The sequence below is a fragment of the Methylomagnum ishizawai genome (assembly GCF_019670005.1).
In the GTDB taxonomy this organism is placed as follows: domain Bacteria; phylum Pseudomonadota; class Gammaproteobacteria; order Methylococcales; family Methylococcaceae; genus Methylomagnum; species Methylomagnum ishizawai.
In genome coordinates this window covers 543,251-567,631 of the sequence record NZ_AP019783.1, presented here as the reverse complement: position 1 = coordinate 567,631, position 24,381 = coordinate 543,251, and the positions used below count along the sequence as shown (strand labels likewise).

25 protein-coding genes are annotated in these 24,381 nt (G+C 63.7%); 4 read left to right on the top strand and 21 right to left on the bottom strand.

Annotated features, from left to right (window positions below):
* The 10 genes from hisI to msrA form a co-directional block, all read right to left on the bottom strand.
* On the bottom strand, positions 1-387 hold the full coding sequence (gene hisI / locus K5658_RS02465) for a phosphoribosyl-AMP cyclohydrolase (protein WP_221065412.1): 387 nt from the start codon (positions 385-387) through the stop codon (positions 1-3).
* Positions 384-1,148, bottom strand: coding sequence for an imidazole glycerol phosphate synthase subunit HisF (hisF, locus tag K5658_RS02460; RefSeq protein WP_221065411.1), 765 nt, complete (start codon positions 1,146-1,148; stop codon positions 384-386). The genes hisI and hisF overlap by 4 nt, the downstream gene beginning before the upstream one ends.
* A 1-nt stretch (position 1,149) precedes the next feature.
* Positions 1,150-1,881 carry a 1-(5-phosphoribosyl)-5-[(5-phosphoribosylamino)methylideneamino]imidazole-4-carboxamide isomerase gene (hisA, locus tag K5658_RS02455; RefSeq protein WP_221065410.1) on the bottom strand — a complete coding sequence of 244 codons (732 nt, stop codon included), beginning with the start codon at positions 1,879-1,881 and terminating at the stop codon, positions 1,150-1,152.
* Between the two features lie 41 nt (positions 1,882-1,922).
* Positions 1,923-2,567, bottom strand: a complete 645-nt coding sequence (gene hisH, locus K5658_RS02450; protein WP_221065409.1) for an imidazole glycerol phosphate synthase subunit HisH — start codon at positions 2,565-2,567, stop codon at positions 1,923-1,925.
* A gap of 13 nt (positions 2,568-2,580) precedes the next feature.
* Entirely contained in the window at positions 2,581-3,174 is a 594-nt protein-coding gene (gene hisB, locus K5658_RS02445; RefSeq protein ID WP_221065408.1) for an imidazoleglycerol-phosphate dehydratase HisB, read from the bottom strand.
* A gap of 80 nt (positions 3,175-3,254) precedes the next feature.
* Positions 3,255-4,028, bottom strand: coding sequence for a TfpX/TfpZ family type IV pilin accessory protein (gene tfpZ, locus K5658_RS02440; RefSeq protein ID WP_221065407.1), 774 nt, complete (start codon positions 4,026-4,028; stop codon positions 3,255-3,257).
* Between the two features lie 97 nt (positions 4,029-4,125).
* On the bottom strand, positions 4,126-4,578 hold the full coding sequence (locus K5658_RS02435; protein ID WP_221065406.1) for a pilin: 453 nt from the start codon (positions 4,576-4,578) through the stop codon (positions 4,126-4,128).
* 205 nt (positions 4,579-4,783) lie between these two features.
* Positions 4,784-5,368, bottom strand: a complete 585-nt coding sequence (locus tag K5658_RS02430; protein WP_221065405.1) for a response regulator transcription factor — start codon at positions 5,366-5,368, stop codon at positions 4,784-4,786.
* A 16-nt stretch (positions 5,369-5,384) separates the two neighbouring features.
* On the bottom strand, positions 5,385-6,716 hold the full coding sequence (locus tag K5658_RS02425; RefSeq protein WP_221065404.1) for an ATP-binding protein: 1,332 nt from the start codon (positions 6,714-6,716) through the stop codon (positions 5,385-5,387).
* A gap of 214 nt (positions 6,717-6,930) precedes the next feature.
* Complete coding sequence (gene msrA / locus K5658_RS02420) at positions 6,931-7,575, bottom strand: peptide-methionine (S)-S-oxide reductase MsrA (RefSeq protein ID WP_221065403.1); 645 nt, start codon at positions 7,573-7,575, stop codon at positions 6,931-6,933.
* 67 nt (positions 7,576-7,642) lie between these two features.
* On the opposite strand from msrA, the gene hslO reads away from it, so the two are divergent.
* Entirely contained in the window at positions 7,643-8,512 is an 870-nt protein-coding gene (gene hslO / locus K5658_RS02415) for an Hsp33 family molecular chaperone HslO (protein WP_221065402.1), read from the top strand.
* 64 nt (positions 8,513-8,576) lie between these two features.
* Here the strand turns inward: hslO and K5658_RS02410 are convergent, their stop codons facing one another.
* The 6 genes from K5658_RS02410 to bioD all read right to left on the bottom strand — a co-directional run bounded on the left by K5658_RS02410 (position 8,577) and on the right by bioD (position 14,388).
* Positions 8,577-9,452: a cytochrome c oxidase subunit 3 gene (locus K5658_RS02410; protein WP_221065401.1), complete on the bottom strand. Its 876-nt coding sequence runs from the start codon at positions 9,450-9,452 to the stop codon at positions 8,577-8,579.
* A gap of 36 nt (positions 9,453-9,488) precedes the next feature.
* Positions 9,489-10,028 carry a cytochrome c oxidase assembly protein gene (locus K5658_RS02405; protein WP_221065400.1) on the bottom strand — a complete coding sequence of 180 codons (540 nt, stop codon included), beginning with the start codon at positions 10,026-10,028 and terminating at the stop codon, positions 9,489-9,491.
* A 153-nt stretch (positions 10,029-10,181) separates the two neighbouring features.
* Positions 10,182-11,777, bottom strand: a complete 1,596-nt coding sequence (gene ctaD, locus K5658_RS02400; protein WP_221065399.1) for a cytochrome c oxidase subunit I — start codon at positions 11,775-11,777, stop codon at positions 10,182-10,184.
* A gap of 40 nt (positions 11,778-11,817) precedes the next feature.
* Positions 11,818-13,005 carry a cytochrome c oxidase subunit II gene (coxB, locus tag K5658_RS02395; protein ID WP_221065398.1) on the bottom strand — a complete coding sequence of 396 codons (1,188 nt, stop codon included), beginning with the start codon at positions 13,003-13,005 and terminating at the stop codon, positions 11,818-11,820.
* A 43-nt stretch (positions 13,006-13,048) separates the two neighbouring features.
* Complete coding sequence (locus tag K5658_RS02390) at positions 13,049-13,531, bottom strand: DUF2244 domain-containing protein (RefSeq protein WP_221065397.1); 483 nt, start codon at positions 13,529-13,531, stop codon at positions 13,049-13,051.
* Between the two features lie 182 nt (positions 13,532-13,713).
* Positions 13,714-14,388, bottom strand: a complete 675-nt coding sequence (bioD, locus tag K5658_RS02385; protein WP_221065396.1) for a dethiobiotin synthase — start codon at positions 14,386-14,388, stop codon at positions 13,714-13,716.
* 254 nt (positions 14,389-14,642) lie between these two features.
* Here bioD and K5658_RS02380 point away from each other — a divergent pair, with 254 nt between their 5' ends.
* Positions 14,643-16,829 (top strand): alpha/beta hydrolase, encoded by a 2,187-nt coding sequence (locus K5658_RS02380; protein WP_221065395.1) that lies wholly within the window; start codon positions 14,643-14,645, stop codon positions 16,827-16,829.
* Between the two features lie 18 nt (positions 16,830-16,847).
* Here K5658_RS02380 and bioC read toward each other — a convergent pair whose 3' ends face one another.
* The 4 genes from bioC to bioB are packed head-to-tail and all read right to left on the bottom strand — an operon-like array spanning position 16,848 to position 20,611.
* Positions 16,848-17,639, bottom strand: a complete 792-nt coding sequence (gene bioC, locus K5658_RS02375; protein WP_221065394.1) for a malonyl-ACP O-methyltransferase BioC — start codon at positions 17,637-17,639, stop codon at positions 16,848-16,850.
* Positions 17,620-18,414, bottom strand: coding sequence for a pimeloyl-ACP methyl ester esterase BioH (bioH, locus tag K5658_RS02370; RefSeq protein WP_221065393.1), 795 nt, complete (start codon positions 18,412-18,414; stop codon positions 17,620-17,622). Before bioH ends, bioC begins: the two co-directional genes overlap by 20 nt.
* Positions 18,411-19,604, bottom strand: coding sequence for an 8-amino-7-oxononanoate synthase (bioF, locus tag K5658_RS02365; RefSeq protein ID WP_221065392.1), 1,194 nt, complete (start codon positions 19,602-19,604; stop codon positions 18,411-18,413). Before bioF ends, bioH begins: the two co-directional genes overlap by 4 nt.
* The gene (gene bioB, locus K5658_RS02360; protein ID WP_221065391.1) at positions 19,604-20,611 is read right to left on the bottom strand and encodes a biotin synthase BioB; all 1,008 of its coding nucleotides are present in this window, start codon (positions 20,609-20,611) and stop codon (positions 19,604-19,606) included. The genes bioF and bioB overlap by 1 nt, the downstream gene beginning before the upstream one ends.
* 14 nt (positions 20,612-20,625) lie before the next feature.
* On the opposite strand from bioB, the gene K5658_RS02355 reads away from it, so the two are divergent.
* Both K5658_RS02355 and K5658_RS02350 read left to right on the top strand, forming a co-directional pair.
* The gene (locus K5658_RS02355; protein ID WP_221065390.1) at positions 20,626-21,384 is read left to right on the top strand and encodes a ComF family protein; all 759 of its coding nucleotides are present in this window, start codon (positions 20,626-20,628) and stop codon (positions 21,382-21,384) included.
* 197 nt (positions 21,385-21,581) lie between these two features.
* Positions 21,582-22,529, top strand: a complete 948-nt coding sequence (locus K5658_RS02350) for a choice-of-anchor A family protein (protein ID WP_221065389.1) — start codon at positions 21,582-21,584, stop codon at positions 22,527-22,529.
* A 93-nt stretch (positions 22,530-22,622) separates the two neighbouring features.
* On the opposite strand, the gene K5658_RS02345 is transcribed toward K5658_RS02350, so the two are convergent.
* On the bottom strand, positions 22,623-24,173 hold the full coding sequence (locus tag K5658_RS02345) for a vanadium-dependent haloperoxidase (RefSeq protein ID WP_221065388.1): 1,551 nt from the start codon (positions 24,171-24,173) through the stop codon (positions 22,623-22,625).
* Positions 24,174-24,381: the final 208 nt, after the last annotated feature.

The following is a 24,381-nucleotide window of genomic DNA, read 5'->3' as shown; positions in this document are numbered from 1 at the left end:
TCACGCCGTGTAGATCGATTCGGGGGATTTCAACACCGGCTCCACCGTTTCCCAGCGCCCCCCGCGCAGCACCCGGAAAAAACAATGGTGGCGACCGGTATGGCAGGCGATGCCGCCGATTTGCTCGACCTTGAGCAGGATCACGTCCTCGTCGCAGTCCAGGCGGATTTCCAGCACCTTCTGGCGATGGCCGGATTCCTCGCCCTTGCGCCAGAGTTTTTTGCGGGAGCGCGACCAGTAGACCGCGTGGCCTTCCTGCGCGGTCAGTGCCAGGGCTTCACGGTTCATCCAGGCCACCATCAGGATTTGCCCGGTGGCGGCTTCCTGGGCGATGGCGGGAATCAGGCCGTCTTCGTTCCAGCGCACCTCGTCCAACCACGCGCTCATAGCCGCACCTCGATGCCTTGGGCGGCCATGTGTGCCTTGGCCTCGCGGATGCTGTATTCGGCGAAATGGAAAATGCTGGCGGCCAGCACCGCGTCGGCCTTGCCCTGGGTGACGCCGTCGGCCAGATGCTGGAGATTGCCCACCCCGCCCGAAGCGATCACCGGCACCGGCACCGCCTCGCTGATGGCCCGTGTCAAGTCCAGGTCGAAACCCTGCTTGGTGCCGTCGCGGTCCATGCTGGTCAGGAGGATTTCCCCCGCGCCGTATTCCACCATGCGCCGCGCCCACTCGACGGCGTCGAGGCCGGTGGCTTTGCGTCCGCCGTGGGTGAAGATTTCCCAGCGCTTGGGGTCTTCCGCCACCTGCTTGGCGTCGATGGCGACCACGATGCATTGCGAACCGAAGCGCTCCGCCGCTTCGCGCACGAATTCGGGCCGGAACACGGCGGCGGTGTTGATGCCGACCTTGTCGGCCCCGGCGTTCAACATGCGGCGGATGTCTTCCAGGGTGCGGATACCGCCGCCCACGGTCAGCGGGATGAACACCTCGCCCGCGACCTGCTCCACCACATGCACCATGGTTTCGCGGTTGTCGGAACTGGCGGTGATGTCGAGAAAGGTGATTTCGTCCGCGCCTTCCCGGTCGTAGCGGCGGGCGATTTCCACCGGATCGCCGGCGTCCTTGATTTCCACGAACCGGACGCCCTTGACCACCCGGCCATTGTCCACGTCGAGGCAGGGGATGATGCGCTTGGCTAGCATGTCAGTATTGCTCGGCGATTTTGCGGGCGGAGGCGAATTCCAAGGTGCCTTCATAGATGGCCCGGCCCGTGATCGCCCCCATGATGCCATCGCCGACCACCTGGCCCAGGGCGTGGATATCGGCGATGGTATGGATGCCGCCCGAGGCGATGACCGGGATGCGGATCGAGCGGGCCAGCCGGGCCGTGGCCTCGACATTCACCCCGCCCATCATGCCGTCGCGGCTGATATCGGTATAGATGATGGCTTCGACGCCGTCGTCCTCGAATTTCTGCGCCAGATCGATCACATCGTGGTGGGACAACTTGGACCAGCCATCGATGGCGACCTTGCCCTCTTTGGCGTCCAACCCGACGATGATATGGCCGGGGAATTCCGCCGCCACCTCGCGGATGAAATGCGGGGCGCTGACCGCCTTGGTGCCGATGATGACGTAATCCACCCCGGTGTTGAGATAACCCTGGATGGTCTCCTCGTCGCGGATACCGCCGCCGACCTGGATCCTGACCTCGGGATAGGTGGCGCGGATGGCGTGGATCACCTCGGCGTTGCGCGGCACCCCGGCGAAGGCGCCGTCCAAGTCCACCAAGTGCAGGCGCTGCGCGCCTTCCGACACCCATTTCCCGGCCACCGCGACCGGATCGTCGGAGAACACCGTATCCTCGTCCATGCGGCCCTGCCGCAGGCGGACGCACTTGCCATCTTTCAGGTCGATAGCAGGTATCAAGAGCATGGGGAAATCCTCAACAGGGGATGGTTAGCGAATGGGAGGGCTTAGGATTCGGGATGCCAGCGCAGGAAATTGGCGAGCAGGCGCAAGCCGGCGGCTTGGCTTTTTTCCGGGTGGAACTGCACGGCGAAGATATTGCCATGGGCCAGCGCCGCCGCGAAGGGCTCGGGATAGTTCGCCGTGGCGGCGACATCGGCCCCATTGGCGGGCCGGGCGTAATAGCTATGGACGAAATAGAAGCGGCTGCCCGGCGCGATGCCCGCCCACAATGGGTGATCGCCCTGCGGGAAGACTTCGTTCCAACCCATGTGGGGGATTTTCAGGGCGTGCCCGGCCGGGTCGCGCAGGGTATCGGCGAAGCGCAGGACGCGGCCCGGAATCAGGCCCAAGCAGGCGGTGCCGTTGTTCTCTTCGCTCGCGTCCAGCAAAGCCTGCATCCCCAGGCAGATGCCCAGCAAGGGCTTGGTGGCGGCGGCTTCGCGCAGCACCTGGGCGAGGCCCCGCGACTCCAGCGCCGCCATACAATCGCGGATGGCCCCGACGCCGGGAAACACCACCCGGTCGGCCTCCAATATGGCTCCGCGCCGGTCGGTCACGACCACGGCAGCGGAAGGATCGGCGTGCTGGACGGCCTTGGCGATGGAGTGCAGATTCCCCATTCCATAATCGATGATGGCGACGGAAGACATGGGCGGGAGTCGGTCAGAGGGTGCCTTTGGTGGAAGGGATGGTGCCTTGCATACGCGGATCGGCTTCCAAAGCCATTCTCAGGGCGCGGCCAAACGCCTTGAAGATCGTTTCGGCGACATGGTGTGCATTCTGGCCTTTCAGACTGTCGATGTGCAACGTCAGCTTGGCGTGGTTCACGAAGCCCCGGAAGAACTCGCCAAACAAATCGACATCGAAATCGCCGATCCGGGCACGGGGGAAAGTGACATCGTAAGATAACCCTGGACGCCCCGAAAAATCAACGACCACGCGGGACAGCGCCTCGTCCAGGGGCACATAGGCATGGCCATAACGGCGGATGCCCTGCTTGTCGCCGACCGCCCGTTCCACGGCCTGCCCCAGGGTGATACCGATATCCTCGACCGTGTGGTGGGCGTCGATATGCAGATCGCCCCGCGCCCGGATATCGAGGTCGATCAGGCCATGGCGGGCGACTTGGTCGAGCATATGGTCGAGGAAGGGCACGCCGGTATCGAAGACGCCCTTGCCGCCGCCGTCGAGGTCGAGGCGGATGCGGATTTGGGTTTCGGAGGTGTTGCGTTCTACTTCCGCGGTACGGTGGTTCATGGGTAAGGCCGGATGGAATACGAGGTCGGCCATTTTAGCAGGCGGGCGGCGGACGCGGGGAGGAATAGCCTCGCTTGGGCTTATTGGACCCAAGGATCGATGTTGACGATGCCCAGCACCGCGCCGGTATCGGCATCGACCAGGACCGTCTGGTCGTGGGCCTTGGCGCGCATGGGAAGGAATTTGACCTTGGCCGGGTCGAGGTCGTGGCTGGAAAGATAGGCGGACAGTTTATCGCGGGTGGCGGCGTCGCGTTGGGTTAGGGCATCCAGCGGCTTGGCTTTGCGGGCGGCTTCGGGGGCTAATTCAGCGTAGGGAGCATAGTAATGGGGCGACTGTGGAAGATCGGCCCCCCCCGCAAGAGCGGAAAACATCAATTCATTCTTTTCGGTAACATCAGTCGGCATCTTTGCAGCTACAACTTTCACCCCAGTCAGAGGCAACGTTTTATATTCCTCATAGGAAAATTTCTTCATTTCCTCCATTGATATATCCGGCACGGCCACTAAATCGAAACGATCCACAGAGAAAACCATGTACACGGGTCGAGCCAAATAAATAGTACGCAGCCCGTACCCCATAGCATTCAGTTGAATCAATACAATAATTGCCATATCCAACCAGAGTTTGGGCTTCTTCACATCCCAGACAATCAAAGTCAGCAATGGCCCTAAACAGACATCGACGCCCGCAAGAATCAGGATAAGTTCCATTCCTCCTATAGCCCAGGCATACTCCTGCGGATACCAAGTTAGAGACAATAACGTACACAACGAAGCAACAACCAATACGCTGATAGCAAGATGGATGGTAAAAGCTTTCCAACGGGACACACCTGTTTTTTGCCTCAACATTCTACATATACCCTTAACCCTTACATCGCGCAATACAACTCCAAAAAAAACCGCCCCGTAGGGCGGTTCTTCGCTGAGCATCAATCCAATGGGTAGTTTATTGGCCTGCCACATAGCCGGTACGGCAATTAGCCGGCAAAAACTTGTCACTTATAGTAGTAGATGTACATGCCCATGTAAGCAAGCCAGATCCAGCGGTAGCTTCAGCCGGAGTAAAGAGCAGGTCACCATTAGCATTAGGAACCTTGGAGGTAGCCGTGACAATGCCCCCTGCACCAACGGTAACCGCGCTAACATAATTCGTCGCATTGGCAAAGGTATAACCCGTATTGGTCGCCGTGACATTAGCCAAGCCACCAAGTGTCTGTGCGGTTTCAGCAACCGCAACTTTAGCGGGCTCTGCCATGGATACCACTTCGGAGAGCTTTGCACGAGTGGTGTAGTCCTGATAAGCCGGCAACGCAATCGCCGCCAAAATACCGATGATCGCGATCACGATCATCAATTCGATCAGGGTGAAACCCTTTTGCACCTGCGCTTTAACGTTCATATGAACTCCTTTGGATTTTGAAAATAAAACAAACCGGGGAAACCGTCGATCATTAGGCCATCCGGCCCTCGGGCTTACAGTGAGCATGAACGATGCCAACCCATCCGGGCGCGGAATTAAAGGGCTTGGGAGGCGATGGACGCCGGGGCTGGCAAGAAACGGCGTTGCCCGCGGTCACGAAGTGACGCAATCCGTCACTGCGGTCTCATTCCTTCACCGGCCGCTTTTCCAGCTTGCGCTGCAAGGTCCGGCGGTGCATCCCCAAGGCGCGGGCGGCGGCGGAGATATTGCCACTATGTTCGACCAGCACCTTCTGCAAATGCTCCCATTCCAAGCGCCGCACCGACAGCGGCTTTTCCTTGATCTCGACGGAGGCGTCGCCCGCGTCCTTGTGCAGGGCCGCGACGATCTCGTCGGCGTCGGCGGGCTTGGTCAAATAATGTACCGCGCCCAGTTTGATGGCCTCGACCGCCGTGGCGATGCTGGCGAAGCCGGTCAACATCACGATCCGGGTATTGGCGTCGAGTTCGTGCAGCCGCCGCACCAACACCAGCCCGGACTCGTAGCCGATCCTGAGATCGATCACCGCGTATTCGGGATCGACCCGCTCGGCCAGGGCCGCCCCGCCTTCCACATCGTTGGCGGTGTGGACCTCGAACCCCCGTTTCGCCAAGGCCGATTGCAAGACCCCGCAAAAGGTCGGATCGTCATCGACCAACAGCAGCGTGGGCAGATGGCTGTCGGCCTCGTCCAGCGCGGCTTCCAATTCCTCTTCGATCTGCTCTTCCATACCCAATCCTCTCCGGCTAACCAGGAACCAAAGGCAAGATGATCGTCGTGCAGGTGCCGCCGCCAGGGCGGGCCGCCATATCCATATGGCCTCCCAAACGCTCGATAGTGGCGAAAGCCAAGAACAAGCCCACGCCCAAGCCCTGCTCCTTGGTCGAAACGGGCGCCTTGCCCAAGCGCTCGGCCACGGCGGGCGCGATACCGGGACCATGGTCCATGATCCTCAAGGTCGCGCGTTCCCGGTCCCAACGGGCCTCCAATTCTATCCCGGCGGGCGAAACCTCCGCCGCGTTGTTCAAGATGTTGATGAGGGCGTGGGTCAGGGTCAGTTCGGCCAGGATGCCGGGGGCGGGGATGGGACCGGCGCTTTGATAGTCCAGCCGGGTGCCGGGCGACTGGTGGCGCCAGCCCTCGACGGTTTGTTCCAGGTACGCGGTCAAGGGCATGACATGCCCGGCCTCGGCGCGGATTTCCCCGGCGCTGGCCGACATCACCGACAGCGCCTTCTTGCAGCGGTCCACTTGCTCGCGCAGGATTTTCATCTTGGCCATGAGGTCGGCCCCGCCCTCGCAATCGCAGTCGCCCTCGATCTCGTGGATCAGGATCGCCATGATGCCGAGCGGCGTGCCCATCTCGTGCGCGGCCCCCGCCGCCAGCGTGCCCAAGGCCACCACCCGCTCGTTGCGGAGGCTTTGCTCGCGCACCTCGGCGAGGCGGCGGTCGCGTTCGCGCAAGGTGTTCGCCATCTCCACCACGAAATAGGCCACCAGCACCGCGCTGAACACGAAGCCGAACCACATCCCGAAGGCGTGTAGTTCCAGCCCGTGGTTCTCCGACAGCGCGTGCATCATATGGCCGGCGTCGTTTTGCAAGGTCATGGCATGGATTTCCGGCAAGGGCTCGTAAAAGCCCATCAAGACCGTATAACAGCCGGAAGCGAAGATCACCATGTACCAGGTATAGGATTGCGGCAACACGGTGGCGGTGATGATGAGCGGCAACAGGAAGAACCAAGCGACCGGGTTGGTCGCGCCGCCGGTGAAATAGAGGATGGCCGTGATCGCCAGCACGTCCACCGACAACTGGATGAACAGCTCGAACTCGGCGATGGGGTCTTCGGAACCCAGCCGGAGCCAAGTCCACCAGTTGAAGGCGCACAACAGGGTCACGATGCCCCACAGGGGCGCTTCCCGCAGCGGGAAATCCAGGCCGTAGATGCTGATCCACACGATCAGGCATTCGCCCAGGATCATGAGGTTCCGCAGCACGAACAGCCAGCGCAGGTTTTGCCGGGCGTCCGCCGCCAACGCGGCGGGTGTGGGGATACTGGTCAAGGGGCTTGAATTCATCGCGGCGGATTCCAGGATTCCGGTGGTTCGGGCCGCCAATGCGGCAATTTGACACATTCCCCAGCCCCGCCGGGATTGATAGCATCAATGGATCGATATTCCGCCCCGCTTTGTCCAAAGCCGGGTGGAATCCGACGCAAGTATCCGATAGTCTTCCTCAGGGGCAGAAGTTGATTACTTCTGCCTTTTTTGTTTGTGCCGCCAAACCCCGCCCTCACGCCGCATCCACCGGGCAAACCACCCCGGTGCCTCCCAAACCGCAATAGCCCTCGGGGTTTTTGGCAAGGTATTGCTGGTGGTAGGCCTCGGCGTAATAGAAAACCGGCGCGGGGCCGATTTCGGTGGTGATGGCGGCGGGCTTCCCGGCCTGGGCCAAGGCCGCCCGATAAACCTGCCGCGATTGTTCGGCCAGGGCCAGTTGCGCGTCGCCATGGGTATAGATCGCCGAGCGGTATTGGGTACCGATATCGTTGCCCTGGCGCATACCCTGGGTGGGATTATGCGCTTCCCAAAACACCTTCAGCAGCGTTCCATAGCCCACCCGCGCCGGGTCGAACACCACCCGCACCACTTCGGTGTGTCCGGTCAGCCCGCTACAGACCTCCTCGTAGGTCGGATTGGGCGTGAATCCCCCGGCATAGCCCACCGCCGTGGCATACACGCCGGGAATGGACCAGAACTTCCGCTCCGCCCCCCAGAAACAGCCCAGCCCGAACTCGGCGATTTCCATGTCCTCGGGGAAGGGCGGCGCGATCCGGTGGCCATTCACATAATGCGCTTCCGGCACGGCCATCGCGCCCGCCCGTCCCGGCAACGCTTGGTGTGGCTCCGGCATGACGGCTTTTTTGCTTCCAAACATCGTGTTGTCTCCTGCCCGCATCGGCTGGGCCTTATAATATCGCTTTGCCTTTCAATGGGTTAAGACGATGAGCGAATACGATAGCCTACAGCGCTTCCTGTTCGAGGATTTGGGGATACGCGGCGAACTGGTCCGGCTGGACGCCAGTTGGCGCAGCGTGCAAGAACGGCATCCCTATCCTCCCAAGGTGGCCGAGCAACTGGGCCAAGCCCTGGCCGCGACCCTGCTGCTGTCCGCCACCATTAAATTCCAAGGTTCCTTGATCCTGCAAGCCCAAAGCGGCGGCCCCATCCAAACCTTGGTCGCCCAGGCCACCCATCACCGCGGCCTGCGCGGCTTGGCGCGGTGGCAGGGCGAGGTGGCGGGCCGGAGCCTGGCCGAACTCTTCGGCGAGGGCCGGCTGGTGCTGACCATCCAGAACGAAGGCAACGAGCCCTACCAGGGCATCGTCCCGCTGGAAGGCGCCAATCTAGCGGCGGCCCTCCAAAGCTATTTCGCGCTGTCGGAGCAATTGCCGACCCGGCTGTGGCTGGCGGCGGACGGGCAGCGGGCCACCGGCCTGTTCATCCAGGAACTGCCCGCGCAACGCCGTAGCCAGGAGGATTGGGACCGGATCACCTATCTCGCCGATACCGTCACCGAGGCAGAATTACTCAAACTACCGCGCCAGGAATTATTGTACCGGCTATTCAACGAGGAACGGGTGCGGGTGTTCGAGTCGGAGCCGGTCGCGTTCCGCTGCGGCTGTTCCAGGGAGCGCATCGAAGGCTTGCTCGCCCATCTCGCCCAGGACGCCATCGAATCCATCGCCCAGGAGCGGGGGATGATCGAGGTCGATTGCGAATTCTGCAACCGCCACTACAGCTTCGACCCCATCGATGTCCGCCTGATGTATTCGGGACAGCCCAAACCGCCCTCCAGCACCACCCGCCAATGAAAAAAGGCACCACCCCCAGGGGAGTGGTGCCTTCGCGGTTCCGATACCGCCGTGGGCGACGCGCCTACAGCCAGTATACGAAGATGAAGAGGCCGAGCCAGACCACGTCGACGAAGTGCCAATACCACGCGGCGGCCTCGAAGGCGAAATGGTTTTCCGGGCTGAAATGGCCCTTGGCGCTACGCAGCAACACCACGGTCAGCATGATGGCCCCGATGGTGACGTGCAGGCCGTGGAAGCCGGTCAGCATGAAGAAGGTGGAGCCGTAGATGCCGGTGCCGAGGGTCAGGCCCATGTCGCTATAGGCTTCATGGTATTCGAAGGCTTGCAGCACCACGAACAAAAAGCCCAGGGCCACGGTGGCGATCAAGCCCTTGATGAGCTGGCCGCGGTTGTTCGCCAAAAGGCCCCAGTGCGCCCAGGTCACGGTGCCGCCGCTGCTCAACAGGATCAAGGTGTTGATGGCGGGGATGCCCCAAGCCGCCATCGGCTCGAAATGGCCACCTTCCTTGCCGCCCAGGGTATCCGGGCCGTTGGTCGGCCAGATGGCCTCGAAACCCTTCCACAGCAATTCCTGGGATTCGCCCAGGGCACCTTCGCCGCCCAGCCAGGGGATGGAGTATTGGCGGGCATAGAACAAGGCACCGAAGAAGGCCGCGAAGAAAAAGACTTCCGACATGATGAACCAGATCATGCCCATGCGGAACGAGACATCCACCTGGTGGCTATAAACCCCGGCGACGCTTTCCTTGACGACCTCGCCGAACCAGAAAAACATCATGGCGACCACGATCAATGCGCCGATGATCATGAACGTGCTGCCGGAGCCGTGCCCGTTCATCAGGTTGGAGAAGCCCGCCAGCAGCGTGAAGAGGCCGACTGACCCCATGATGGGCCAATAGGCGTGATGCGGTAGGTAATATGAGGTTTTGGTTGCCATGGTTTGCCCCTGGTTCGTAAAAAGTATGGAGATGCGTTAATCCGGCTGCTTGTTGGTGATATCGAAGAAGGTATAAGACAACGTCATATTGACGATGGTATCGGGCAGGGCCGGGTCGATAGTGAAGCGGACCGGGAGCTTGCGCTCCTCATGCGGTTCGAAAGGTTGCTCGGTGAAGCAAAAACACTCGGACTTCTTCAAATGCGGTGTCGCGACACCTGGAGCGATGCTGGGGATGGCCTGCCCCACCAACTTCCTATCGGTCAGGTTCTTGGCGTAGAAGTTGACCGTATAGGACTGCCCCGGATGGATATCCATCTTCGCCTTCTCCACCCGGAACGCCAGCGGCGTATTGCCATTGACCGAGGTGACGAATTCGATAGTCAATCGCCGCGCCTCGTCCACCTTGTAATCGACCGGGGCGGCGGCTTCGGTCTTGACCTTGCCGTTCAGCCCGGTGAGTTCGCAGAACACGTCGTACAGCGGCACCAGGGCGAAACCGAAACCGAACATGCCGACCACGACCAAAACCATGGCCGCGATCAAGCCCTTTGTGGATTTTTTACGCTGGCTCATTGGCTTTTGGAAGCGATGACCATGAAGATCGCGTACACATAGAGCGCGATGGCGATAGCGGCGATCAGTCCCGCCAGCAGCAGATTCTTTTTCCGGGTATCCATATCTTGGGATAGCCCCCGCCCAGGAACGGGCGGGGAAAGTTCCTAATCGTTATTTGATTTCCGGCGCGGTTTCCCAAGTGTGGTAGGGCGGCGGGGACGGCAACTGCCATTCCAGCCCATGCTCGCTCGCGCCTTCCCAGACTTCGTCGGTGGCCTTGTCGCCTTCGTGGCGGCAACCCTTATAAACGACGTAGACGAAGATCAATTGGGAGAAGCCGAACACGAACGCGCCCACGCTCGACCAGGCGTTGAACTCGGCGAATTGCAGGGCGTAGTCCGGGATACGGCGCGGCATACCGGCCAGACCCAGGAAGTGCTGCGGGAAGAAGGTGACGTTGACCGAAATCGTGGTCAGCCAGAAGTGCAGCTTGCCCAGGCGTTCGTCGTACATGCGGCCCGTGAATTTCGGCATCCAGTAATAAGCGGCCCCCAGCAAGGAAAACACCGCGCCGCTCACCAGCACATAATGGAAGTGGGCCACGATGAAATAGGTATCGTGATACTGGAGGTCGGCGGGCGAGATCGACATCATCAGGCCGGTGAACCCCCCCATGGTGAACAACACCACGAAGGCGATGGCGAACAGCATCGGGGTCTCGAAGGTCATGGCGCCCTGCCACATGGTGGACAGCCAGTTGAAGACCTTCACGCCGGTCGGCACCGCGATCAACATGGTGGCGTAGGTGAAGTACAACTCGCCTTCGATGGGCATGCCCACGGTATATTGATGGTGCGCCCAGACGATGAAGGATAGGAAGCCGATGGACGCAGTGGCGTAAACCATCGAGCTATAACCGAACAAAGGCTTGCGGGCGAAGGTCGGGATGATCTGCGACACCACGCCGAAGGACGGCAGGATCAACACATACACTTCGGGATGGCCGAAGAACCAGAACAGATGCTGGTACAGCACCGGGTCGCCGCCACCGGCCGCGTTGAAGAAGCTGGTATCGAAGAACTTGTCGGTCAGCAGCATGGTCACCGCGCCGGCGAACACCGGCATGATGGCGATCAACAGGAACGCGGTAATCAGCCAGGTCCACACGAACAGCGGCATCTTCATCAGGGTCATGCCCGGTGCCCGCATGTTGAGGATGGTGACGATGATGTTGATCGCCGCCATGATCGACGAGATACCCAGCAAATGCACCGTGAAGATGGTGAACGGCAGGGCCGCGCCAGTCTGAAGCACCAGCGGTGGATACAGGGTCCAACCGGCGGCGGCGGCACCGCCTTCCATGAACAAGGTGCTGGCCAGCATCACCACGGCGAACGGCAACAGCCAGAAACTCCAGTTGTTCATGCGGGGCAAAGCCATATCGGGGGCGCCGATCATCATCGGGATCAGCCAGTTGGCCAGTCCCGCGAACGCCGGCATCACCGCGCCGAACACCATGACCAGGGCATGCATGGTGGTCATGGAGTTAAAGAAAGTGGGGTCTACGAACTGCATCCCCGGTTCGAACAATTCGGCCCGGATCACCAGGGCCATCGCGCCGCCGACCATGAACATGACCAGCGAAGTCAGGAGATAAAGGGTACCGATGTCCTTATGATTGGTGGTGAACACCCACCTCAACAGCCCCTTGGCGGGACCGTGATGGTCGTGGTGTTCATCGTCATGGGATGCCGTGACTGCTGACATAGCATTTCACCTCGTGGGGAATGGGGGTTGATCGATCTGATTAATCTACCGGAATCTCGGACGGCTGGATCATGTCGCCCACGCCGTTGCCCAGCGCATTGCGCTGATAGGTCACCACGGCGGCGATTTCGGCGGGCTTCAGGATGTTCTCGAAGGCGGGCATCAGCTTACCCTTGCCATCCATGACGGTGGTGACATGGGCCATGATGGGTCCGGTCGCCACCGGGCTGTGGGTGATCGCCGGGAAGGTGCCGGGGATGCCTTCGCCATTGGCTTGGTGGCAGCTCATGCAATTCGCTTCATACACCTCTTTGCCCTTCGCCATCAGTTCGGCGCGGACCGCGGCGTCGTCGACCTTGGGCGCGGAAACCGGAGCGGCGGCTTTCGCCTCCTCTTTGACCGGAGCCGGCGCGGCGGCGGGCGGTTCGTAGGCGGTGCCCTTCTGCGCGGCGACCCACTTCTTATAGTCCTCCTGCGACTTCACTTCGACCACGATGGGCATGAAACCATGGTCGCGGCCGCAGAGTTCGGTGCATTGGCCACGGTAGGTGCCCACCTTATCCACCTTGACCCAACCATCGGTGATGAAACCGGGGATGGCGTCCTTCTTCCACCCGAAGTCCGGCACCCACCAGGAGTGGATCACATCGGCCCCGGTGAACACGAAACGGACCTTCTTATTGACCGGGATCACCAGGGGATGATCCACGTTCAAGAGATAATGTTCGACCTTGCCCAGATCGGACTTGGCCCCCAATTGGCGGGCCTCGTTGCTCTTCTGGTCCAGGGTGCTGAAGAAATCGATACCTTCGTCGAGGTATTCGTAACGCCATTTCCACTGGTAGCCCGTCACCTTGACCGTCATATCGACCGGCTCGCGGCTATTGTCGAGGTCGTACATATTCAACATGACCCGGGTGGCGGGAATCGCCATCGCCAACAGGATCAGGAAAGGAATGATGGTCCAAACGATTTCCAGCTTGGTGTTCTCGTGGAACGTGGCCGGCACCACGCCCTTGGACTTGCGGTGATAGATCAAGGAATAGATCAAAACACCATACACCACGACGCCGATCGCCACGCAAATCCACAGGATGAGCATGTGCAGGTCGTACACGTCGCGGCTCAGCTCGGTCACCCCCTGCGGCAGATTGAGCGCGTAATCGGCCCGGGCCTGGCCCGCGGCCAGCGCGCCCAAACCCGCAAACAGTCGTCGTAAATTCTTCACGGAGCCCTCTCCTAAAGTCTAAAAAGAAAAGCCAAATTTCGAATTATTTGCCATCGCGCAAAATCTGCCGCAATTCATGGGCGAGCCGCTCGCGCTCGGATTCCGCCAGGAACCGCCCGATCTCGATTGCCTTTCCATGCAAACGGAGGAACAAGCTGCTGGGATGGCCTGGGATGGGTGATTTGACCCAGTCCAGCGCGACCCATGCGCGTTGGAACCGGTAAGTCTGCTCCGGCTGGTTCCGGCCCTTCTCCAACAGGACCGTGGCTTCCGTGACGGTAATCACCTCTTGCAACGCGGAGGCTTTGAAGCCGAGCCTGAAGCAATAAGCCAGCAACAGCCATTCGGCCCCCGAGAATGGCAAGACCGGCCACAGCCCCAAGCTGGCGAACCCGATGGCGATGCCCGCCATGACCAAGGCGGCGGCGAACAACAAGCGCCGGGCATCGCGGCGGCTGAGCGAGGCGTTGGGCCGCAGGATAAGACGCCTTCCGCCGCCGCTATCGTCCTGTTCTGATTCGACCATGGCCATGCCCGAATTTGACGTCCATCAGGAAACCGGGATTATTTTTTCGCCCTCCACCGATTGGGCACGGAAAACCGAATACACCCAAAAGGCGTGTGTGATTTTTCGCTAAAGAAGCGATTGGGTTTCGACCGGCTGGAAGGGTGGAGAATGTAACTTATGAACCCGGCAGGTGCAAGGTTTCATCCCGGCCCCGGACAGGAAACACGCCATGGAACCAGCGGCGGCTCCAATCCTCCGCAAGGCAAGACCGCGAGCGGAGGAGAGGCGAATTCGCGGGTCAAGGTTTCGATGTTTTGCCCGGCGGAAGCAAAATCCGGTTCGATCCGGTTGGCGACCCAGCCCGCGAATTCCGCCCCGGCGGACACGATCGCGGCCTGGGTCAACAAGGCGTGGTTGAGGCAACCCAGGCGCAAACCCACCACCAGGACCACCGGCAAATCCAAGGCCAGAGCGAGATCGGCCACCCGTTTGCGCCCATCCAAAGGCACGGCCCAGCCGCCCACCCCCTCGACCAGCACGTGGTCGGCGGCGGGCAACCCCTTGAAAACCTTGACGATATGCTCGATCTCGACCGGCCTTCCGGCCTCGGCGGCGGCGATGTGCGGCGAGACCGGCGGCCCGTAGGCATAGGGATTGACCTGCTCATACGGCAAGGCCATCGACGCGGCGGCTTGCAAGGCCAAAGCGTCCTCGTTGACCCACCGCCCCGCCCGCCAAACAGCGCCGGTCGCGACCGGCTTCATCCCCAGTACACATAAGCCCCGCGCCCGCAAGGCCCGCATCAGGGACAAGGTCGCCCAGGTCTTGCCGATGCCGGTATCGGTTCCCGTGATGAAAAAGCCTGTTTGCCGCATAGGTGACTCCCATCCGCCCCGTGAAAAAACCACCTTAATAAAAGGAATCTTTCCCGGCGGTGGCACGGGCCATCCGCCGCCCGCGTCCATGCCGGAGGCCCGCGCTCCAGGCCGGGGCCATCAACCCGCCCGCATACCGCCCGCCGTAGGCGTCGAACTCCCGCCACGACCGCCGATACGTCTCGGAACTTAGAACCCTACACAAGACTTGGGTACTATCCACGGTTCCTAGCCATGTCCATTGGAGAGATATCGTGTTTTCAAGACATAAATTGCTCGCGTTGGCGCTCGGCACCCTGCCCTGCCTGGCCCAAGCGGACCTGCCCGATTACGGCAAACCCGGCCCGATGGCGGTGGTCAGCGGCGAATACCGGCTCCCGGCGGCCCTGGACCCCTTGGTCACTTCCGAACGTATCACCGAAGTCTGGGCGGCGGTGTTCCGTCCCGCCAGCGCCCCCAAGAAACCCTGGCCGCTGGTGGTGTTCCTGCACGGCAACCACGGCACCTGCGGGCATTTCGACGATACGCTGGGCATCCGCATCGACGACGACGCCACCTACACCTTCACCGGCGATTGCCCGCCCGGCTATGTCGTCACCCCCAACCACCGCGGCTACGACTACCTCGCGAAAAACCTGGCCTCCTGGGGATACGTGGTCGTGTCGATCAACGCAAACCGGGGCATCACCGCGGATTTCGGTCCCTCCGAGGACCCGGGCCTCAACCTGAGGCGCGGGCGGATGGTGCTGCGCCATCTGGCCCTGCTGTCCCAATGGAACAAGGGCGAACAGCCCGCCCCGTCCAGCCTGCCCTTCCCGCTGGAAAAGACCATGGATTTCTCCGAGGTCGGCCTGATGGGACACAGCCGGGGCGGCGAAGGGATGCGGGCCGCTTGGCGGCTGTACCGCGACGATGGCAGCCCGTTCCGGGTGGAAATCCACAGCCCCTTGACGGTCCGGGCCATCTTCGAGATCGCCCCGGTGGACGGGCAGACCTTCCGCGAACTCGATGCCGAGGACGTGTCCAGCATGGTGCTGCTCTCGGCCTGCGACGGCGATGTGTTCGACCTCGAAGGGGTGCATGTATTCGACCGCGCCCTGCTGGGCCTGGCCGATGGCTTCACAGTCCCGGCCCGGCCCCATCCCAAGGGCACCTTCAACGTCCTGGGCGGCAACCATAATTTCTACAACACCGAATGGCAGCAATCGGATTCATCCGGCTGCGCCGGCCACCCGGCCCTGTTCCCGGACACCAAGGGTTCGCCCGCCCAACGCCTGGCCGCGCTCAACACGCTCATCCCGTTCTTCCGCGGCACCCTGGGCAAAAAGCCCGATTCCGCCCGACTGGCCGTGTTCGACCCGCGCACCCCGTTCACCGGCCCCCTGTCCACCATCGGTGGCCTGGAACGCGGTTTCGCCTACTCGACCGCCTACACCGACCGCTGGACGCTGGAGGACTTCGACGCCCGGAAGCCGGTCAGCACTGCGGGCATCCCGCACTTCGCCCAAGGCGCGAAAATCACCCACCAAGCCGCGCCGCCCGAGCATGACCAGCGCCTCAGGGTGGCGCGTATCGATTGGCCTTTCGGTGCCGGTTCCGATATCCCCCATGTCGATATCGCCCTGGCCGACCCCGGCTTCGGCATCGATATCAGCGCCTACCGCTACCTCGGCCTGCGCCTGACCACCGCCTGCCATCTCGGCTCCTGCGCCCCGGACTGGCTGGATGCGCCCCAGTTGGACGCCAGCCTGAGCCTGCTGGACGCGGACGGCAACGAGTCCAACCGCATCGCCCTCAAGGATGTCATCGACCTGCGCAGGCCCGTGGGCACGGACTTCGGTTTTCCTTGGTACTCGCCGCTGTTTCCGGGCGCGGGGTTACACAGCCTCTTCCAACACGCCTATTTGCCCCTGGCCGGCCTGCAAGGGATCGACCTGACCAAAATCACCACCTTCCGGTTCAACTTCGACCGCAGCCGTGGTGGCCGCTTGCTCTTGGACGCCATCACCGTGCAAAACGACCCGCTCGACCTACCGGCACCGCCCACGCCCTTGGCGCAACCGGCGACACCCTTGGCCGCGGGCATCGTGGATAGCGCCCCGGCGCTGCCCACTCCCGCCGCGACCGTCCAGGACGGGAACCGGGTGGTGGGCGTGGCCCGCCGCGATGCCGGAACCGCTCCCTCGGCGGCATCCCGCCCAACCCAGGGCGGCTGGGTCGATCTCACCCTCAACAGCGACCACCCCTTCCCGATCACCGACAGCCTGCCGCAAGCCACGCTGGGCCAGGCGCGGTCCCTTTATGTGCGGCGGAGCGTCGATGGCCATTCGGTCGTGGCGACCTTCTCCGCCAGCGACTACGACCGCCAGCCCGGCGATGCCCCGCTTTCCGTCCGGGTCGGCAGCCAGCGGCTATGGGACTTCGGCACCAAGCCGCGGTGAGGGTCCGCCGGGGCGGCATCAGGGTTTCGAGGCGCGGCCATACACCGCCTCGAAACCCGCCTGGATACCGCCCTCCCCCCCCTGCGCGGCATAGGCGTCGAGCATCCGCCGCAGGGTGCGCTTGCCGGTGAGGTGGCGGGGCCGGTCGGCGGTGATGTTGTGCGCCCCCAGTCCTTTGAGTTCGCGCATGAGGGCGTGGACATCGGCGTAGTGGAGCCGACGGGTTTCGCGCTCGACCCCGGCCCGGACGAATCCGGCCCCGGCCAAGGCCTCCCCCACCTCCGCCGCGTCGGTGAATTCGTTGACATGGGTATGCCCCGGATCGGCCACGGCCCAGGCGCGGCGCAGTTCCGCCAAGGTGTCCGCGCCGAAGGTGCTGAACAACACGCGGCCCCCCGGCTTCAACACGCGCCGGAACTCACGGAACACGCCGGCCAAATCGGCGCACCATTGGATCGCCAGATTGGAAAACACCAGATCGACCGAAGCCTCGGCCAAGGGCAAAGCCTCGGCATCCCCGCGCAGATAACAAGCTCCGGGTCCGATCCGCTCCCGCGCCGTCCGCAGCATCCCTTCAGCGATATCCAGCAGGACGAGCCGGGACCCTGGATAGGCCTCCCGCAAGCGGGCGGCACCATAACCCGTGCCCGCGCCCACGTCCACCACCACGGCGGGCGGCGCCCCGTCCGCCGCCAGCCGGGATAGCAAGCGCTCGGCGATTCCGCGCTGCAACCCGGCCACGCCATCGTAGCCCGCCGCCGCCGCGCCGAACGAACGGCCCACCCAGCGCTTATCGGGATGGGCGTTCATGGCGGGCGATGAAATCCAGGATAGCGGCGGCGGCCGCGTCGGGATGGGTGGCGAACGGCAGATGGGCGGCAGCGGGCAGGAGGCACACCTCCATGCCCGGCACCAGCGCCCGGAGCGCGGCCCCGGCTTCTTTGGGCACCAAGCGGTCGTGCGCCCCCAACACCGCCAGGGCCGGACCCGCCGCATGGGCCAGCGCCGCCCGCAAGTCGGCCTCCCGCAGGAGATTCAAGCCCCCGCGCAAAGCTTCGATGGCTGGCGGTTCGCATTCGTCCAAGGCCGCGCCGATCTGCTTGACCAACTGGCGGGCATTGTCCAGGCCGAAGGTTTGCAGGCCGATGAAGCGCTTGAGGGTCGCCCCATAATTGGCTTCCAACTCCTGGGCGACCCGTTCCAAGGCACTGGGCGCGACGCCGGGCCAATCCGGCGCGGCGATGAACCTGGGACTTCCGGCCATCAGCACCAAGCCGCGCACCCGCCCGGGATGGCGTTCGGCGGAGGCCACGGCCAGCACGGCCCCCAAGGACCAGCCCAGCCAATAGGCCCGCGCCGGCGCGGCGGCGACCAAGGCATCGGCGACAGTGTCCAGCGAAAAATCGGCCAGATCGCCGCTACGGCCATGGCCGGGCAAATCGATCAAGGTGACGCGGACCCGCTCCGCCAGCCGTCCGGCGAAGTCCCGCCACACGCCACCATGCATGGCCCAACCATGGATCATCACCAGGTCCGGCCCCGTGCCGAAGGTTTCGGTATACAGGCCCGGTGTCCGTCGGCTCATGGCGCGGCTCCGGCCCGGAATCCCGGCTGGGCGGCTAGATCGGCCAGCGCCGCCAGCAAGCCATCCACATGTTCCTCGCGATGGGCCGCGCTCAGGGTGATCCTGAGCCGCGCCGTGCCGACCGGCACCGTGGGCGGGCGGATGGCGCCGACCAGGAAACCGGCCTCGAACAACGCGGTCCCGGCCCGGACCACGCTGGCGTTATCGCCCAAGACCACGGGTTGGATCGGGCTGGCGCTGGGCATCAAGACGAGCCCCAATTGTCCGGCCCCGGCGCGGAAGCGCTGGATCAAACGGCGTAGATGCTCGCGCCGCCAGGACTCCGCGCGGGCCAAGCGCAAGGCGGCGCGGCCCGCCTCCGCCACGGCGGGCGGCAGGGCCGTGGTATAGAGATAAGTACGGGCGCGCTGGATCAGGTATTCGATCAACTCCGCACAGCCCGCGACGAACGCCCCGAACGTCCCGAACGCCTTGCCCAAGGTGCCGACCAAAACCGGCACCGCGTCCTGTCCCAGGCCCGCCAGTTCCAACACGCCACCGCCCCGCCCGCCCAACACGCCCAGGCCATGGGCATCGTCGATCATCAGGACCGCGTCCAAATCGCGGGCCACGGTGGCCAGTTCCGCGACCGGAGCCACATCGCCATCCATGCTGAACAGCCCGTCGCTGACGATCAACCGGGTGGATGCATCGCCAGCGCCCAGGGCCGTCCGCAACGCCGCCGCGTCGGCATGGGGATAGCGCTTGAGCCGCGCCCCCGAGAGCAAGGCCCCATCCAACAGCGAGGCATGGTTCAGCCGGTCCTCGAACACGGTGTCACCGCGCCCGGCCAGGGCGGTGATGGCCCCGAGGTTCGCCATATAGCCGGTGGAAAACAGCAAAACCCGTTCACGCCCGGTGAACCCGGCCAATTCCTCCTCCAGCGCGTGGTGCGCCCGGCCATGGCCGGACACCAGATGCGCCGCACCGGCCCCCGCGCCGTAGTCCTCCGCGCCGCGCCGCAACGCCGCGACCACCTCGGGATGGTTCGCCAGCCCCAGGTAATCGTTGCCGGAAAAATTCACCCGCGGCCGACCGCCGACCACCACGTCCACGCCCTGCGGACCTTCCAACATCCGACGGCGGCGATACCGCCCGTCCCGCTCGATGGCGGCCAGCCGGGCGCGCAACTCTTCGCGGAAATCGGCCATTACTGGACGCCGAGTCCCGACATCTGCAACCCCAAGCGCCGGAACAAGCGCCGGTCGCCCTCGGCCACCGGATTCTCCGTGGTCAACAGGCGCTCGCCGTAGAAAATGGAATTGGCCCCGGCCAGGAAGCACAGGGCTTGCATCTCGTCGCTCATATCGGTGCGGCCCGCCGACAGGCGCACCCGCGCTTCGGGCATCATGATGCGGGCGGCGGCGATGGTGCGGACGAACACGAAGGGATCGAGCTTTTCGATCCCGGCCAGCGGCGTGCCCTCGACCTGGACCAGCATATTGATCGGCACGCTCTCGGGATGCTTGGGCAGGTTGGCGAGTTGGACCAACAGCCCGGCGCGGTCGCGGTCGCCCTCGCCCATGCCGACGATGCCGCCGCAACACACACTTATGCCCGCCTGCCGCACCCGTTCCAAAGTGTCCAGCCGGTCCTGGTAGGTGCGGGTGCTGATGATCTCCGAGTAATATTCCTCGGAAGTGTCGAGGTTATGGTTGTAGAAGTCCAAACCGGCGTCCTTGAGCCGCCGGGTCTGGCCATCGCTCAGCATCCCCAGGGTGACGCAGGTTTCCAGCCCCAAGGCCTTGACACCATCGATCATGGCGCAGACCCGCTCGATGTCGCGGTCCTTGGGACTGCGCCATGCGGCCCCCATGCAAAAGCGGCTGGCCCCTTGCGCCTTGGCCGTCCGGGCGGCGGCCAATACCTGTTCCACCGGCATCAACTCCTCGCGGGGCAGGCCGGTGTCGTAGCGGGCGCTTTGCGGGCAATAGGCGCAATCCTCTGCGCACGCGCCGGTCTTGATGCTGAGCAGGCTGCTGATTTGCACCTGGTTGGGATCGAAATACTGGCGGTGTACCGTCTGCGCCCGGTAGACCAGATCGTTGAACGGCAGGGCGAACAGGGCCTCGACTTCTTCCACGCGCCAATCGTGGCGGATTTCGGCGACCGGGTGGTCATGCCAGCCTTTGAAGTTTGAGGTGGAATTTTCTCGCATGGGGGACTCCGGGAATGATCGTTCGGGCGGCTTGGGCGCGGGTCCGTCAACTCGGCCAGGGGGTCGGCGCGGACAGGTGGCCGCGTATTATACAAGAATGGCTGTATCCACCCACTTGCCTGTTATGCGGCGATCCGGGCGGGGCGGGCTTGGACCTGTGCCCGGCCTGCGCCGCCGACCTGCCGCGCATCGCCGTGGCCTGCCCGCGTTGCGCCTCGCTTGTGGCCGCGGACGCGCCGCGCCTGTGCGGGCGCTGCCAAATCCGCCCGCCAGTCTACAGCGCCGCCCATGCGCCCTTGCTTTACGACAGCCATAACGAGGTCGGCTTCCTGGTCAAGGGGCTGAAATTCGCCCGGCGGCAAGCCTGCGCCCGCTTGCTCGGGACTTTGCTGGCGGACAGCCTCGCGGGCCGGGCCGATCCGCCCGAAGCCTTGATTCCCGTGCCCTTGCATCCCCGGCGCTTGCGGAAGCGCGGTTTCAACCAGGCGCTGGAAATCGCCCGCTTCGTCTCGGCCCGCTTGGAAATTCCGCTCGCGCCGGACGCCTGCCGCCGGGTGCGCGACACCGCCGCGCAGTCCTCGCTCGGTTCGGCCAAGCAACGGCGGCTGAACCTCCGCGAGGCGTTCCGGGCCGCACCGGACCTCGCCTACCGGCATGTGGCGGTGATCGACGATGTGCTGACCACCGGCACCACCGCGACCGAATTGGCGCGGACCTTACGGCGGGCGGGGGTGGAAAAGGTGGAGGTTTGGACCTGTGCCAGGGCGGGTTAGCCAGGCGCAATCCACGCCATGCCCCGTGGCTACCGTCCACGGACCGGAGGACTAGGCCTCCAACACCGCCTGTCGCGATCGCCTTGGCTATCGGACGGGAAATTGTCTACCATCCCCTCTGCGATGGACCTAAAACGCCATCGGATTCATATAGATATAACAAGCATCGTTCCCCAGGAAAAACCCAGGAGTCCCCTATGCGTATCACACCCGCCATCGTCCTGCCCCTCCTCTGGCTGGGCGCGGGCTTCCCGGCCGCCCAGGCCGCCGCCCTCGCCGGTCCCGCCTCCGGCTACAACGCCTTCTTGTTCGGCGATTTCACCAGCGCCAACTCCGATACCGAGGGCAATCTGGCGGCGGGCGGTGCCGTCAACGTCAGCAATTATTCGGTGGCCTCACACATCAACGGCAATCCCAGCGCCTCCCCCAACCCGGCCCGCTTGGTGGCCGGGAACCTGACCGCCAGCAACGGCGGCGTCGGCAACGGCCAGAACGGCGCGATCTACGCCGCCCATGCCTCGCTCAGCAGTTTCACCGCCACCGGCGGCGTGTTCTCGCAAACCCTGGTCGATTTCGCCGCCGCCCGCACCCAATACCAAACCCTGTCCACCTATTGGGATTCGCTCACGGCCAACGGCAGCGCGGCCAACAATTACGGCTCGCTCACCCTCACCGGCAGCAACACCGTGTTGAACGTGTTCGACCTCGACGGCGGCGCCATCACCAATACCAACTCCGTCGATATCTACGCCCCCGCCGGTTCCACCGTCCTCATCAACGTCGGCGGCACCGGGCAGACTTTCCAGAACGGCCAAGTCACCCTGCACGGCATCGACCCGACCCACGTCATCTACAACTTCTTCGATTCCCGCTCGCTGAACCTGGCCGGCAGCAAGAACCCGAACGGCTCCATCCTGGCTCCCTGGGCCAGCGTGTCCGGCGGTTACGGGCAAATGTACGGGCAACTGCTGGCCGAATCCTTCAACGGCAACATCGAGTTCCATAATTTCCTGTTCGCGGGCAGCCTGCCCGATCCGGTCGCGGTACCGGAACCGGCGACATTCTGGCTGTTCGGCCCGGCCTTGCTGTGGAGCCTTGGGAAAACCGCCCGGCGCGGTACCCCGGCCCGCCCGCCGCGGGCATAAAAAAGGCGGTGGTCCCGCGCTCCCAGGAACCACCGCCAAGCGCCACAGCGTAGACAACCGCGTGGATCGACCCGACCCGATACCGACCCCACGCTAGGGCGTGGGAGGAACCTGGGTCGCGGCCCCGAAATAGCCATAGACCTCCGGCGCGGCCAACAAGGTATCTTGCAAATTCCTACGGGAAGCGGGGAAACCGCCCCGCGCCCTCAAACCGGCCGCCGCCGGATCGCCGGACAGCAGGATGGCATCCGCCACCGCCAAGCCCAGCAACTGGCCTTGCAGGTTGTCGAAACCGAAATGCACGCCCAGGTACAACCTGCTCGCGCCGTTTTCCAATTGGGCCTGGCTGAAGGTCGCCACCGTCCGGGATTGGGTGTTGCCGGTGCCGTTATTGGTGCCGACCAGCCAGGGCAGGGTGGTCAAGGTGGCGGCACCCGCCTTGCCCGGCAACACCTTGTCCCCGAAGAAAGCCCGCAGCACCTCGAAACCCGCCGCCCCGGTGGCGCTGTGCCCGGCGGTGTTGGAAGGATGGGCGGGCGTCGCCGCGAGCGGGTGCCAAGCACCGTAATCGTTCACCGCACCGCTGGCGTCGGCGTTCAGGGCGGTGATCGGGCGCCAGAATTTCTGCTGGTATTTGGAATCGAAGGCGGCGAAGCGGGCATCGGCCACGGCGTTGCCCAACAAGGCGAACAGCTTGGCGTTCTGGTCCAGGGTATAGCGCCGCGCGGTGGCGGCGATCCGCGCCGCCTCGAATACGAAGATTTCGGCATCCTGCTTGTAATAGAGCGCCTGGGCGGCCTGGTCGCCGGTACGCAGGCCCGGATGCGCCGAATCCTGCCCGTGGTTCTTCACATAATCCAATTCCTGGACATACTCGGGGCTGCCCACTTCGGGCGACAAGGGCACGGCGGCGACCAGTTTGATCTTCTGCGCCGTGGTCAGGCTGAAGGGGGTCACGTCGCGCCAATTGAGATCGATACCGGGCCGCCCCTGGATCGCCGTCCCGCTGGCGTCGAAGCCGGTGGGCGCGCCGGTCTCGGGATCGTTATAGACCGCGCCGGCGTTGCTCTGCCGCCATAGCCCTGGGCCGGGATTCGCGGTCGGGACCAAGTCCGCGCCATAGGTGGCGGCGGCGGCGGCATTGTCGTACTTGCGGGCGGCGATGGCGGCGGCGGCGGCATCCTTGCCCGCCTGGATACCGGGATCGCCCGCGGCCACGCCCAATTGCGCCAAATACTGGGCCAGCTTGGCATCCAGCCAAGACCGGGTCTGCGCCCAACGGGCATCGACACCGGCCACGGTGGGATTGGGCAATTGGCCCAACAGCACGTCATGGGCCGCCTGGGCCGCCGCCGCCGCCGCCGAACCCGTATGGCCGGCTGGGTGGTAATAGGACTTGGGGCTGAAATGATCGATGGCATTCACCGCGTCGAACACCGCCCGACCCTGGATCGCCTCGATGCGGGTGGAAAGATTGGAATTGAGGGCGACGCCGGTGCCGGTCGTGCCGTCGAAGCCCTTGGTGGCCTGGACGGCATATTCATTCCAGTCGGTCACGGCGTCGGCCCGGACCTCGGCACCGGACAGCAAAGCCGCGACGCCCAGGGCCAGCGCGGATAGGCGTGGGGGGAAGGAAGTGTGCATGGAATCCTCGTTGTGGTGTGTTCGCGGGCCGGGTCGGCGCATGCGCCCGGCCAGGGCTTGCGGAAAGCCCATCCCGGCGGGGGAAGACCCGGCAGTCCGCCTTGGTGAAAACAGGATTCATGCCAAATGCCAAGCCATTGATTGCGATCAATAATTCCACCGCCGCCGGCCCACTCCCGATAGGGATGGGGCAGCGCTTGCTGATATC